Origin of the sequence: Enterobacter sp. 118C5, from assembly GCF_034107645.1 — a bacterium.
GTDB classification, from domain to species: Bacteria; Pseudomonadota; Gammaproteobacteria; order Enterobacterales; family Enterobacteriaceae; genus Enterobacter; species Enterobacter nematophilus.
Genome location: NZ_JAWNEU010000008.1, coordinates 52,322 through 65,302, shown reverse-complemented (window position 1 = coordinate 65,302; position 12,981 = coordinate 52,322). Strand labels below are relative to the sequence as shown.

Sequence of the window (12,981 nt, the reverse complement as noted above, 5' to 3'; positions counted from 1 at the left end):
GCAGGGAGCGGCAATAATAGCGAAAAGGTTAAAGGTTCATGTCCCCTATCGAAAAATCCAGCAAGCTTGATAACGTCTGTTATGACATCCGTGGCCCGGTTCTGAAAGAGGCAAAACGCCTTGAAGAAGAAGGCAACAAGGTTCTGAAGCTCAATATTGGTAACCCCGCGCCATTTGGTTTTGAAGCGCCGGATGAAATTCTGGTTGATGTGATCCGCAACCTGCCTACGGCACAAGGCTATTGTGACTCAAAGGGACTTTACTCCGCCCGTAAAGCCATTATGCAGCACTACCAGGCGCGCGGTATGCGTGACGTTACCGTCGAAGATATCTATATCGGCAACGGCGTCTCCGAACTAATCGTTCAGGCCATGCAGGCGCTGCTGAACAGCGGTGACGAAATGCTGGTTCCCGCGCCGGACTATCCGCTGTGGACCGCTGCCGTATCGCTCTCCAGCGGTAAAGCGGTACATTATCTTTGCGACGAATCCTCTGACTGGTTCCCGGATCTGGATGACATTCGCGCGAAAATCACACCTCGCACGCGTGGGATTGTGATCATCAACCCGAACAACCCGACGGGCGCGGTCTATTCAAAAGAGCTGCTGCTGGAGATCGTGGAGATCGCCCGCCAGCACAACCTGATCATCTTCGCTGACGAAATCTACGACAAGATCCTGTATGACGCGGCGCAGCACCACTCTATCGCCGCGCTGGCCCCGGACCTGCTGACCGTCACCTTCAACGGCCTGTCTAAAACCTACCGCGTAGCCGGTTTCCGTCAGGGCTGGATGGTGCTGAACGGCCCAAAAAAACACGCCAAAGGCTATATTGAAGGGCTGGAGATGCTGGCGTCGATGCGTCTTTGCGCCAACGTGCCCGCGCAGCACGCGATCCAGACGGCGCTGGGCGGCTACCAGAGCATCAGCGAGTTCATCGTCCCTGGCGGTCGTCTGTACGAGCAGCGTAACCGCGCATGGGAACTGATCAACGATATCCCGGGCGTCTCCTGCGTGAAGCCGAACGGGGCGCTGTATATGTTCCCGAAAATTGACGCGAAGCGCTTCAATATCCACGACGATCAGAAAATGGTGCTCGATTTCCTGCTGCAGGAAAAAGTGCTGCTGGTTCAGGGGACGGCGTTTAACTGGCCGTGGCCGGACCACGTGCGTATCGTGACCCTGCCGCGCGAAGACGATCTCGAAATGGCCATCAGCCGATTTGGGCGATTCCTCTCTGGATACCATCAGTAATCTTAAAAATTAGGCTACTTCGGTAGCCTGATTTGCATCTTCCCTCCCCTCCCCGCACAATAAAGTCCTGTCGCAGTAAAGACAAAAGGTAACCTATGAGTCAGAGCCATTTCTTTGCCCACCTCTCCCGCCTGAAACTGATCAACCGCTGGCCGCTGATGCGCAACGTGCGTACAGAGAACGTATCTGAGCACAGCCTGCAGGTTGCCATGGTCGCTCATGCGCTGGCTGCCATTAAGAATCGCAAATTTAACGGGCAGGTGAATGCCGAGCGCATCGCGCTGCTGGCGATGTACCACGACGCATCAGAGGTGCTGACCGGCGACCTGCCTACGCCGGTAAAATATTTCAATTCGCAGATTGCTCAGGAATATAAGGCTATCGAGAAGATTGCCCAGCAAAAGCTTATCGAGATGGTGCCCGAAGAGCTGCGCGATATCTTTGAACCGCTCATCGACGAGCACCAGTACACGGAAGATGAAAAGTCGCTGGTCAAGCAGGCCGACGCGCTGTGCGCCTATCTGAAGTGTCTGGAAGAGCTGTCTGCGGGCAATAATGAGTTTTTACTGGCGAAAACGCGCCTGGAAAAAACGCTGGAATCCCGCCGCAGCGAAGAGATGGACTATTTCATGCAGGTATTTGTGCCGAGCTTCCATCTATCGCTGGATGAGATTAGCCAGGATTCACCGTTGTAATTTTTCGCCGGGTAACGACTTCGCCTTACCCGGCCAGCGCTTCTGCGCTCACGCTTAAAACGGGAATAAAACCGGAATTAACACCACGCACACTACCATCACCAGCACGGTGAACGGCACGCCCAGCTTCACGAAATCGCTGAACTTATAATTCCCCGGCCCCAGCACCAGCGTGTTCACCGGCGATGAAACCGGCGTCATAAACGCCGCGGACGCCGCCATCGCGACCATCATCGCAAACGGGTACGGCGACACGCCCATGGATTTCGCCATCGCCAGCGCAATGGGCGCCATCAGCACTGCCGTCGCGGTGTTGGAGATAAACAACCCGATCGTGGCGCACATGACAAACAGACAGACCATCATCATGTACGGTCCATACCCGCCGCCCACGTCCATCAAGCCTTTTACGATCAGATCCACCCCGCCGGTTTTTTGCAGCGCCAGGGCAAAGGGCATCATCCCGACGATAAGAATAATGCTCGGCCAGTGAATGGCTTTATACGCGCTTTCGGCGTCTATGCAGCGGAATTTCCCCATCAGCAGGCAGGCGATGATTGCTGCGACCGGATTGGGGATTTCATCGGTCAGCATCAGCGCCACCATCAGCACCAGACAGAAAATCGCGTGGGGCGCCTGGCTGTGCGCCGGGGAGGCGTCGCTCTCCTCGACCGGCATGTTAAGCACCACAAAATCGCGCCCTTTTTGCCCGAGCTGGCTGATTAGCTTCCAGTTACCGACGACGAGGAAGATATCGCCCAGCAGGATCGGCTCATCCACTACCGCCCCTTCCATCGCTACGCCATCGCGCTTCAGCCCAACAACGTTCAGGCCATATCGGGTACGGAACCCCATTTGACGCACGGTTTTACCCAACAGTTCCGATTCCGGGATCAGCGACACTTCGGCCATACCCACATCCAGCGCCCGATCGGAGAAATACTCCCCGCGCAATACCATCGGCTCCAGCTGCTGTTCGCTGCAGAACTCGCGCAGATCCACCTCGGCGGTAGACATATCTATCAGCAGGACGTCTCGCGCGCGGAATTCGGACACCCCGTTAACGTTGACGATCACCCGGCGAAAACGGCGCCAGCGCTCTACGCCGATCACGTTCGCGCCATAACGCTCGCGCAGCTTCAGGTCATCAAGCCGCTGGCCGATCAGCGGCGAGCCGGGGCGAATGGCCAGGCGGCGTGCCCGCCCGGTGAGGCGGTACTCTTTGATCAAATCGCGGAAGGTGCGTCGCTTCCACCCCTCTTTGTTCTTATCCTGCTTGTCGCCTTTCAGGGCAAAACGGGTCAGCAGCATGTAGACCACGCCCATCGCCAGAATCACCAGCCCAAGCGGGGTGACGCTGAAAAAGCTGAAGCCCTGAAATCCTTCCCGAATCAGCTCGCTGTTGACGACCAGGTTCGGCGGCGTCGCCACCAGCGTCATCATACCGCTGATCAAACCGGCAAAGCTCAGGGGCATCATCAGGCGCGACGGCGAGCTCTGCATCCGCATGGAGACGCTCAGCACCACCGGGATAAAAATGGCGACCACGCCCGTTGAGCTCATAAACGCTCCCAGCCCGGCGACCGTCAGCATCAGGTAGATCAGCATCTTGGTTTCACTGCTGCCGGCCACCTTGACCAGCCACGCGCCCATGATGGTCGCCACGCCGGTGCGAACAAGGCCGTCGCCAATGATAAACAGGGCGGCAATCAGAATAACGTTAGGGTCGCTGAACCCGGAGAAGGCTTCCGGTAGCGTGAGCGTGCCGCTCAGCACAAACGCGACGATGACAAACAGGGCGACGGCATCCATGCGCACCTTGCCTGTGGCGAAGAGAATAATGGCGATTAAAAGCAGGCTCAGAACCCAGATCAGTTCACCGTTCACAACCTATCCTTGTCAGTGGAAGATGAGAAATTTTGCCATAAAAAAGCCCCAGCAGCGTGGGGCTATATCATGGGATTACATTTTTAGCGAGACGGTTACAACTCCGTCGGGTGCTTTTGACACCGCCAGTGCCGCCAGGGAATTAATCACAATGTCCGCCTCGTCCAGGCGTGGGGACCCCGCCGGAACGTTTACGGCAATGACGTGGCTACCGGCGTTCAGCCCGGCCAGCACGCCAGCGGCCGCATCTTCCACCACCACGCACTCTGCAGGCGCGAAGCCCAGCATTTCTGCACCAAGCAGAAAGGCATCCGGCTCCGGCTTGCCGCGTTTGACGCGCTCAGCCGTAATGAACACCTCTGGCTTCGGTAAGCCGGCCGCCTTATGGCGGGCATGAGCGACCGGAACAGAGCCGGAGGTGACGATAGCCCACGGGATCTGCGCTTCGTTCAGATGCTCAAGCAGTTCGCGCGCCCCGGGCAGCGCGGTAATGCCCTCGGTGTCGGTGGCCTCAATCTGCTCCAGGTATTTGAACTCCGTCTGGATCTCTTCCTCAGAACGCCCCGCTAAGAAGTGCCGCAATGAGGTAATGGCCTGTTTGCCATGGATAAAATTCAGCACGTCCTGGTGGTCGATGCCGTGCCGGTCGGCCCAGTGGCACCACGAGCGCTCCACAACCGGCAGTGAATCCACCAGCGTACCGTCCAGATCAAACAGAAAACCTTTACACTGCACACGCACCTCCGTCAGGCATTAATGATTTGTTGAATTTCGTTGCTGCTTAAATGGTACTGACGCGGGCAGGCGTGCCACGCGCTCAGCATGCGCTGGTATTTGTCCCACATTGGGGTCTGCGCGTTGAAGCCGTGGGTGCCCGCATCAAAGTGGGTATAACGCCCCTCGGTGTTCACCATAAAGCGAACATAGCTCAGATAGCGCGCTTCCGTCGCTGCGTCAAAGCCTAAGAAGGTCACACGACGTTCGTCAATGGTCTGCTGGTCTTTGAGATTCGTCCAGGACACATGCAGGGCGTGGTACATCTCCATAATGTCGATCACGATGCGGCAGGTTTCTTCTTTCAGCTCGCCAAACTCGCGGTCCAGTTCGCGCATTTGCAAACCAAACCCACGTTCGACGATGGTCTGCAGGCGGCTGTAGCGCGCAGCGTTATCGGGATCAAGCATAGTCATCATCTTGTACTGGTTAGACAAAATCAGACGTTGAGCATGGGTCATTTCCATCTTTCGACTCCTGTAGCGCATTGCACTGTAAAAAAAAGACACGGTAACGGTGGGTTACTGTGCCTTCTTTTGTTAGTCGTTTCGATGATCAATCACAAGTCATCGAGGAATGTTTTATCCAGCTGCTTAAAAGCACGCTTTAACGTGTCCGCCAGCGCCTGGTAATCCGGCTTGCCTTCAACCGGGGCCAGCGCCTGCCCGGCCTCCTCCAGTTTTCCACGTACTTCATAAAACCAGTGTAAAATAGAAGGCGGAAGCGGCGTAATGGAGCGTTTGCCTAACCACCACAGCCCCTGCATCGGCAGGCTTAACGCGAAGAGCGCCGTCGCGACGGCAGGACCAAGCTGTCCACCGAGGGCGATTTGCCAGCACAGGGTAAAGATGGCGACCGGGGGCATAAAGCGAATCGCATAGCGCGTGGCGCGGATAGTGCGATTCTCAATAAACATTGGCGCAAGGCGCTTTTCCATTGGCCACGTCTTTGCGTAATGCTGTCCCCGACGAAACAGACTGAAAAAGTTCACGGACGGGATTTCCGGTGTCGACATGGCTGTACCTCAACTTCACATATAAAAATTAAAATTTTTGTGCAAAACCACAACAGGCTATGACAACGTTCAAAATATTTTGTCATCGCTACCCCGTATCGGGTATCCTGTGCCAGCCTGATAGGGCCGTAGACGAGAAGCATTAACTCGTCAAATTATCGCATATTATGCCATTGGCTGAAAATTGTGCAAAATGGCATAAAATCATAGTTATTTCTTTCATCATGCCAGAATGTTCGTTTGCCATGATGTTAATCATAAATGTCTGAGTCATCATGCGTTACGCTGTTAGACTCACTGACGTTTTTTTAGCCACGTATCAATAATAGGTACTTCCATGTCGAGTAAGTTAGTACTGGTTCTGAACTGCGGTAGCTCCTCACTGAAATTCGCCATCATCGATGCGCTCAACGGTGACGAGTACCTCTCTGGTTTGGCCGAATGTTTCCATCTGCCTGAAGCACGTATCAAGTGGAAGATGGACGGCAGCAAACAAGAAGCGGCTTTAGGTGCAGGCGCCGCTCACAGTGAAGCGCTGAACTTTATCGTTAACACTATTCTGGCACAAAAACCAGAACTGTCTGCTCAGCTGACTGCGATTGGTCACCGTATCGTCCACGGCGGCGAAAAATACACCAGCTCCGTTGTGATCGACGAATCAGTGATTCAGGGCATCAAAGACTCTGCATCCTTCGCACCGCTGCACAACCCGGCGCACCTGATCGGTATCGCTGAAGCGCTGAAGTCCTTCCCGAATCTGAAAGACAAAAACGTGGCCGTATTCGACACCGCGTTCCACCAGACCATGCCGGAAGAGTCTTACCTCTATGCCCTGCCGTACAGCCTGTACAAAGAGCACGGAGTACGTCGTTACGGCGCGCACGGCACCAGCCACTTCTATGTGACTCAGGAAGCCGCGAAAATCCTGAACAAACCTGTTGAAGAAGTGAACATCATCACCTGCCATCTGGGCAACGGTGGTTCTGTTTCTGCTATCCGCAACGGTAAATGTGTTGATACCTCCATGGGTCTGACCCCGCTGGAAGGTCTGGTGATGGGTACCCGTTCCGGTGACATCGACCCGGCGATCATCTTCCACCTGCACGACACCCTGGGCATGAGCGTTGACGACATCAACAAAATGCTGACCAAAGAGTCTGGCCTGCTGGGTCTGACCGAAGTCACCAGCGACTGCCGTTACGTTGAAGACAACTACGCAGAAAAAGCAGACGCTAAACGTGCAATGGACGTTTACTGCCACCGTCTGGCGAAATACATCGGTTCTTACACTGCGCTGATGGACGGTCGCCTGGACGCGGTTATCTTCACCGGTGGCATCGGTGAGAACGCGGCAATGGTTCGTGAACTGTCCCTGGGCAAACTGGGCGTTCTGGGCTTCGACGTTGATCACGAGCGTAACCTGGCTGCTCGCTTCGGCAAGTCTGGTTTCATCAACAAAGAAGGCACCCGTCCTGCTATCGTTATCCCAACTAACGAAGAGCTGGTCATCGCGCAAGACGCGCACCGCCTGACTGCCTGATTCCACACCGCCAGCAATGCTGGCGGTGCTGTTTTGTAACCCGCCCAACGCGGCGGTAACGAAAGAGGATAAACCGTGTCCCGTACTATTATGCTGATCCCTACCGGAACCAGCGTCGGCCTGACCAGCGTCAGCCTTGGCGTGATCCGTGCTATGGAACGCAAAGGCGTTCGTCTGAGCGTCTTTAAGCCTATCGCCCAGCCACGTGCCGGTGGCGATGCGCCAGACCAGACCACCACCATCGTTCGTAAAAACTCCAATCTGCCAGCGGCTGAACCGCTGAAGATGAGCCACGTTGAGTCTCTGCTCTCCAGCAACCAGAAAGACGTGCTGATGGAAGAGATCATCGCTAACTACCACGCTAACGCGCAGGACGCGGAAGTGGTGCTGGTTGAAGGTCTGGTCCCAACCCGCAAACACCAGTTTGCCCAGTCTCTGAACTTTGAAATCGCGAAAACCCTGAACGCAGAGATCGTTTTCGTGATGTCTCAGGGCACTGATACCCCTGAGCAGCTGAACGAGCGCATCGAACTGACGCGCAGCAGCTTCGGCGGCGCGAAAAACACCAACATCACCGGCGTGATCGTCAACAAGCTGAACGCGCCTGTGGATGAGCAGGGCCGTACGCGTCCTGACCTGTCCGAAATCTTCGATGACTCTTCCAAAGCGAAAGTCATCAAAGTTGACCCGGCTAAGCTGCAGGAATCCAGCCCGCTGCCGGTACTCGGCGCGGTGCCATGGAGCTTCGATCTGATTGCCACCCGTGCAATCGATATGGCGCGTCACCTGAACGCTACCATCGTTAACGAAGGCGACATCAACACCCGCCGCGTGAAGTCCGTGACCTTCTGTGCGCGCAGCATTCCGCACATGCTGGAACACTTCCGCGCAGGCTCCCTGCTGGTCACCTCCGCAGACCGTCCTGACGTGCTGGTTGCAGCGTGCCTGGCGGCGATGAACGGCGTGGAAATTGGCGCCATCCTGCTGACCGGAGCCTACGAGATGGACCCACGCGTCGGCAAGCTGTGCGAACGCGCGTTCGCAACCGGCCTGCCGGTCTTCATGGTGAACACCAACACCTGGCAGACCTCCCTGAGCCTGCAGAGCTTCAACCTGGAAGTGCCGGTTGATGACCACGAGCGTATCGAGAAAGTTCAGGAATACGTTGCTGGCTACATCAACGCAGACTGGATCGAATCCCTGACTGCCACCTCCGAGCGCAGCCGTCGTCTGTCGCCACCGGCCTTCCGTTACCAGCTGACCGAGCTGGCGCGTAAAGCGGGCAAACGCGTTGTGCTGCCAGAAGGCGACGAACCACGTACCGTTAAAGCGGCGGCCATCTGTGCAGAGCGCGGCATCGCGACCTGCGTGCTGTTGGGTAACCCGGATGAGATCAACCGCGTAGCGGCGTCTCAGGGCGTTGAGCTGGGCACAGGTATCGAAATCGTTGACCCTGAAGTGGTTCGCGAAAGCTACGTTGCCCGCCTGGTTGAGCTGCGTAAGAACAAAGGCATGACCGAAGCCGTTGCGCGCGAGCAGCTGGAAGACAACGTGGTGCTGGGCACGTTGATGCTGGAGCAGGACGAAGTTGACGGCCTGGTTTCCGGTGCGGTTCACACCACCGCGAATACCATCCGCCCACCGCTGCAGCTGATCAAAACGGCACCGGGCAGCTCGCTGGTCTCCTCCGTGTTCTTCATGCTGCTGCCTGAACAGGTTTACGTTTACGGCGACTGCGCAATCAACCCGGATCCTACCGCAGAACAGCTGGCTGAGATCGCTATCCAGTCCGCAGACTCCGCGACCGCTTTCGGTATCGAGCCGCGCGTAGCGATGCTCTCCTACTCCACCGGCACCTCTGGTGCAGGTAGCGACGTAGAGAAAGTGCGTGAAGCGACCCGTATTGCGCAGGAAAAACGTCCCGATCTGATGATCGACGGCCCGCTGCAGTACGACGCTGCGGTCATGGCTGACGTTGCGAAATCCAAAGCGCCGAACTCGCCGGTTGCAGGCCGTGCGACCGTGTTCATCTTCCCGGATCTGAACACCGGTAACACCACCTACAAAGCGGTACAGCGTTCAGCAGACCTGATCTCCATCGGGCCAATGCTGCAGGGTATGCGCAAACCTGTGAACGACCTGTCCCGCGGTGCGCTGGTTGACGATATCGTCTACACCATCGCGCTGACGGCGATTCAGTCTTCGCAGCAGCAGTAATGTTAAAAAGCCCGGTGACGCTAGCGCCACCGGGCAACAAAAAGGCGACCACTTAACCGGTCGCCTTTTTTATTTACAGCAGCTCTCTCGCCGCCGACACAATATCGTGCGCCGTCAGGCCATACTCCTTCTGCAGGAACTCCTGCGTCCCCACCTGGCCATAACGCTCCTTCACGCCCACGCGACGCATCGGTACCGGGCAGGTCTCCACCAGCACTTCCGCCACCGCTGACCCGAGGCCGTTGTGAATACTGTGGTTTTCACAGGTGACGATGCGCCCGGTTTTCTCGGCGTAGTTTTTCACCAGCATTCTGTCGATAGGCTTCAGGGTAAACATGTCGATGACCGCCGCGCTGACCCCCTCCTGCTCAAGCTGGCGCGCCGCTTCCAGCGCTTCCGCCACCATGATGCCGTTGGCAATTAGCGTGATATCGCTTCCTTCGCGCAGCACGTTGCCTTTGCCAATGGTGAAGGCTGAGCCCAGCGCATAGACGCTCGGCGCCTGCTTGCGGATGGTACGCACCCAGTAGAAGCCTTCCAGATCGATAAGCTGGCGCAGCACGTCCTCGAACATCACCGCGTCGGTCACCTCCAGCACCACCGAATGTGCCAGACCGCGCACGATGCCCATATCCTCGAACGACATGTGCGTCCCGCCGTTGTGGCAGGCCGTCACGCCCGCGTCCGAGGCAATCACCTTCACGTTGTTGCGCTGGTAGTCCAGGGACATAAACAGCTGGTCGAAGCAGCGGCGGCTGGCAAACGCGGTGAAGGTGTGCACGAACGGCTTACGGCCGGTGAGCGACAGCCCCGCCGCGGTGCCGATGACGTTGGCCTCCATAATGCCGCAGTTAATCACGTGCTGCGGATAATCGCGCGCCACGCCGTCCATCGCCATTGAGCTCATCAGGTCCGCTTCCAGGGCGATAATCTCGCTGCCGGCCTCAATCTGCTTTGCCACAAAGCCCGCGTAGACCTTACGCATCTCAACGGCGTCTTTCTGTCCTGCCGGTGCAACCTTAATCATGTGAAGCCTCCAGTTGGCGAATCGTCTCGTTGAGGGCCGCTTTGCTCTCAGCGGTCAAACGCAGGTGGTGCGAGTTGCTGAGCTGTTCCAGGTACGGCACCCCCTGCCCTTTAACGCTGTCGAGGATCACAACCCGCGGACGCGCATCGGCCTCCGGTACCCTTGAGGTCACCTCCAGCAGCGCCGGAACGTCATCCCCCTTCACCGTTACCACGTCAAAGCCAAAGGCGCGGAATTTCCCTTCCAGGTCGAACGCGCAGATAATCTCGTCCAGCTCGCCGTCGAGCTGCTGTTTGTTCCAGTCGACGAACACCGTCAGGTTGTTCAGACGATGGTGGGCAATAAACTGGAAGGCTTCCCAGCACTGGCCCTCGTTCAGCTCGCCGTCGCCGACGATGCAGAAGACCCGATTCGGTCGCCCCGCGAGCCTGTGCGACAGCGCCATGCCGCCAGCGATGGAGATCCCCTGCCCCAGCGAGCCGGTGGTGGCGTCCACGCCGCGCGTTTTCAGGCGGTCCGGGTGGCTAGGCAGACGCGTGCCGTTCTGGTTCAGGGTGCTCAGCTCCGCCATCGGGAAGTAGCCCTTAATCGCCAGGGTGCTGTAGAGCGCCGGCCCCGCATGGCCCTTTGAAAGCACAAAATAGTCGCGCTCTGGCCAGTCCGGATCCGCCGGGTCGATCTTCATCACCGCACCGTACAGCACGGCCAGGGTTTCGACCACCGACATGCTGCCGCCGTAATGCCCAAAGCCCAGCTGCGTTAGCGATTTCAGCGTCTCAAGGCGGATCTGACGCGCCAGTTCAGTTATCTCGTTCTCATTCATGATTTGGCTCCGGTATTTTCCTGCGCGTTACCGCCGGCAGGTTTGTTTTTCGCGAAGAGGTTGTACGCCACCAGCAGCGCGAACAGCGCCACAACCAGCCCGGTGATGGCGAGCGGTGACAGGAAGCGCGCCAGGTTACCCAGCACAATCCCGACCGCGCCGAAGTCGGCATCCGAGAAGGTGGTGTTAGCAAAGCCAATCGCGCCCAGTACCGGCAGCAGCAGAACCGGCAGGAAGGTGATCAGCAGGCCGTTGGCGAAGGCGCCTATCATTGCCCCGCGGCGTCCGCCGGTGGCGTTACCGAACACGCCCGCCGTCGCACCGGTGAAGAAGTGCGGGACCACGCCCGGCAGGATCAGCACCCAGTTGAACTGGCCGCAGATGATTAACCCCACAATCCCACCCAGGAAGCTGAACAGGAAGCCAATCAGCACCGCGTTTGGCGCATACGGGTAGACCACCGGGCAGTCCAGCGCGGGACGCGCGTTCGGCACCAGCTTTTCCGAGAAGCCGGTAAAGGCCGGGACAATTTCCGCCAGAATCAGACGCACGCCCTGCAGGATGATGAACACGCCCGCCGCGAAGGTGATCGCCATGATGATGGCGTATACCAGGTAGTTCTGGCCGCCGCTGAAGGTCGCCTCGACGTACTCGCGTCCGGCGCTCACCGCCATGATCAGGTAGATAATCATCATGGTCAGGGAGATGGAGATCGAAGAGTCGCGCAGGAAGCTCAGGTTCTTCGGCAGGTTCATTTCTTCGGTTGAGCGGGAGCCTTTGCCGACCTTGCTGCCAATCCAGCCGGACAGCACGTAGCCCAGCGTCCCGAAGTGGCCGAAAGCAATTTCATCGTTACCGGTAATGCGCTTCATGTAGCGCTGCGCAATGGCCGGGAAGAAGGCCATAATCAGGCCGAGGATCAGCGAGCCGGTAAATACCAGCCCCACTCCTTCAAAGCCCGCTACCGTCAGGATCACGCCAATCATGCACGCCATGTAGAAGGTGTGGTGCCCGGTCAGGAAGATGTACTTCAGGCGGGTAAAGCGCGCGACGACAATATTCGCCACCATGCCGAAGGCCATGATCAGCGCGGTCGAGGCACCGTATTTTTCCAGCGCAATTGACACAATCGCTTCATTGTTTGGAATAATGCCCTGGATATTAAAGGCGTGCTCAAACATGCCGCCTAGCGGGTTTAACGACCCCACCAGCACCGTGGCGCCACCGCCCAGTACAATAAAGCCGAGAATCGTTTTAATTGTGCCTTTTACGACATCAGAAAACGCTTTTTTCTGCGCGACCAGACCAATTAATGCAATTAACCCCACCAGTATCGAAGGGACTTTTAAAATATCGACAACGAAATTCAGCGTTTCAAGGATAAACATATCCACCTCGCCTTATCAGGGTTATTGTCTGTCGAACCAGGCGCGCAGCTGCGCTTCGAGTTCGTTGATATCAATGATGTTGTTGATCACCACCAGCTGGCTTTCCGGCACGCTGGCGCTGGCCGCAATGTCTTTCGCCATCACGAACAGGTCCGCCGCGCCCGGCGTGGCGGAGGAGAGATCGGAGTGTTCAACTTCGGCCTCGATGTCCAGCTTTTTAAGCACCTTTTTAATGTTCATTTCGACCATAAAACTGCTGCCCAGGCCAGAACCGCAAATAGCCATGATTTTCATTGTTGTCCCCTTATTTTGAGTAGAGCACGCCCCATCACGCTGGCGCGTAATGTTGTGAATAATCGGAT

General features: G+C 57.0%; 12 protein-coding genes. 4 read left to right on the top strand and 8 right to left on the bottom strand.

Annotation, left to right across the window (positions count from 1 at the left end):
- The first annotated feature begins 38 nt into the window (after positions 1-38).
- Together alaA and yfbR are read left to right on the top strand one after the other, a co-directional pair.
- Positions 39-1,253 (top strand): alanine transaminase AlaA, encoded by a 1,215-nt coding sequence (alaA, locus tag UTO39_RS14920; RefSeq protein WP_061097542.1) that lies wholly within the window; start codon positions 39-41, stop codon positions 1,251-1,253.
- A gap of 95 nt (positions 1,254-1,348) precedes the next feature.
- A complete protein-coding gene (gene yfbR / locus UTO39_RS14915) occupies positions 1,349-1,948 on the top strand; it encodes a 5'-deoxynucleotidase (RefSeq protein WP_028013935.1) in 600 nt (199 codons plus the stop codon).
- A gap of 54 nt (positions 1,949-2,002) precedes the next feature.
- Here the strand turns inward: yfbR and UTO39_RS14910 are convergent, their stop codons facing one another.
- The 4 genes from UTO39_RS14910 to yfbV form a co-directional block, all read right to left on the bottom strand.
- Positions 2,003-3,835, bottom strand: a complete 1,833-nt coding sequence (locus UTO39_RS14910; RefSeq protein WP_320727488.1) for an SLC13 family permease — start codon at positions 3,833-3,835, stop codon at positions 2,003-2,005.
- A gap of 75 nt (positions 3,836-3,910) precedes the next feature.
- Positions 3,911-4,570, bottom strand: a complete 660-nt coding sequence (locus UTO39_RS14905) for a sugar phosphatase (protein WP_320727487.1) — start codon at positions 4,568-4,570, stop codon at positions 3,911-3,913.
- A gap of 11 nt (positions 4,571-4,581) precedes the next feature.
- Positions 4,582-5,076, bottom strand: a complete 495-nt coding sequence (locus UTO39_RS14900) for a YfbU family protein (RefSeq protein ID WP_003861461.1) — start codon at positions 5,074-5,076, stop codon at positions 4,582-4,584.
- Between the two features lie 92 nt (positions 5,077-5,168).
- Complete coding sequence (yfbV, locus tag UTO39_RS14895; protein WP_061097539.1) at positions 5,169-5,624, bottom strand: terminus macrodomain insulation protein YfbV; 456 nt, start codon at positions 5,622-5,624, stop codon at positions 5,169-5,171.
- Between the two features lie 337 nt (positions 5,625-5,961).
- On the opposite strand from yfbV, the gene ackA reads away from it, so the two are divergent.
- Complete coding sequence (gene ackA, locus UTO39_RS14890) at positions 5,962-7,164, top strand: acetate kinase (RefSeq protein ID WP_061097538.1); 1,203 nt, start codon at positions 5,962-5,964, stop codon at positions 7,162-7,164.
- 75 nt (positions 7,165-7,239) lie between these two features.
- On the top strand, positions 7,240-9,381 hold the full coding sequence (gene pta / locus UTO39_RS14885; protein ID WP_320727486.1) for a phosphate acetyltransferase: 2,142 nt from the start codon (positions 7,240-7,242) through the stop codon (positions 9,379-9,381).
- Positions 9,382-9,454: 73 nt separating this feature from the next.
- Here the strand turns inward: pta and UTO39_RS14880 are convergent, their stop codons facing one another.
- The 4 genes from UTO39_RS14880 to UTO39_RS14865 are packed head-to-tail and all read right to left on the bottom strand — an operon-like array spanning position 9,455 to position 12,913.
- Positions 9,455-10,408 (bottom strand): transketolase family protein, encoded by a 954-nt coding sequence (locus UTO39_RS14880; RefSeq protein ID WP_320727485.1) that lies wholly within the window; start codon positions 10,406-10,408, stop codon positions 9,455-9,457.
- Complete coding sequence (locus UTO39_RS14875) at positions 10,401-11,231, bottom strand: transketolase (protein WP_061097535.1); 831 nt, start codon at positions 11,229-11,231, stop codon at positions 10,401-10,403. The genes UTO39_RS14880 and UTO39_RS14875 overlap by 8 nt, the downstream gene beginning before the upstream one ends.
- Entirely contained in the window at positions 11,228-12,619 is a 1,392-nt protein-coding gene (locus UTO39_RS14870; RefSeq protein ID WP_151413959.1) for a PTS ascorbate transporter subunit IIC, read from the bottom strand. Before UTO39_RS14870 ends, UTO39_RS14875 begins: the two co-directional genes overlap by 4 nt.
- A gap of 21 nt (positions 12,620-12,640) precedes the next feature.
- A complete protein-coding gene (locus UTO39_RS14865) occupies positions 12,641-12,913 on the bottom strand; it encodes a PTS sugar transporter subunit IIB (protein WP_041908914.1) in 273 nt (90 codons plus the stop codon).
- Between the last annotated feature and the right edge of the window lie 68 nt (positions 12,914-12,981).

Bases quoted from the DNA above. Each gene is read 5' to 3' on its own strand.
- alaA (WP_061097542.1), top strand. From the start codon at position 39: ATGTCCCCTATCGAAAAATCCAGCAAGCTTGATAACGTCTGTTATGAC.
- yfbR (WP_028013935.1), top strand. From the start codon at position 1,349: ATGAGTCAGAGCCATTTCTTTGCCCACCTCTCCCGCCTGAAACTGATC.
- UTO39_RS14900 (WP_003861461.1), bottom strand. From the start codon at position 5,076: ATGGAAATGACCCATGCTCAACGTCTGATTTTGTCTAACCAGTACAAG.
- yfbV (WP_061097539.1), bottom strand. From the start codon at position 5,624: ATGTCGACACCGGAAATCCCGTCCGTGAACTTTTTCAGTCTGTTTCGT.
- ackA (WP_061097538.1), top strand. From the start codon at position 5,962: ATGTCGAGTAAGTTAGTACTGGTTCTGAACTGCGGTAGCTCCTCACTG.
- UTO39_RS14880 (WP_320727485.1), bottom strand. From the start codon at position 10,408: ATGATTAAGGTTGCACCGGCAGGACAGAAAGACGCCGTTGAGATGCGT.
- UTO39_RS14875 (WP_061097535.1), bottom strand. From the start codon at position 11,231: ATGAATGAGAACGAGATAACTGAACTGGCGCGTCAGATCCGCCTTGAG.
- UTO39_RS14870 (WP_151413959.1), bottom strand. From the start codon at position 12,619: ATGTTTATCCTTGAAACGCTGAATTTCGTTGTCGATATTTTAAAAGTC.
- UTO39_RS14865 (WP_041908914.1), bottom strand. From the start codon at position 12,913: ATGAAAATCATGGCTATTTGCGGTTCTGGCCTGGGCAGCAGTTTTATG.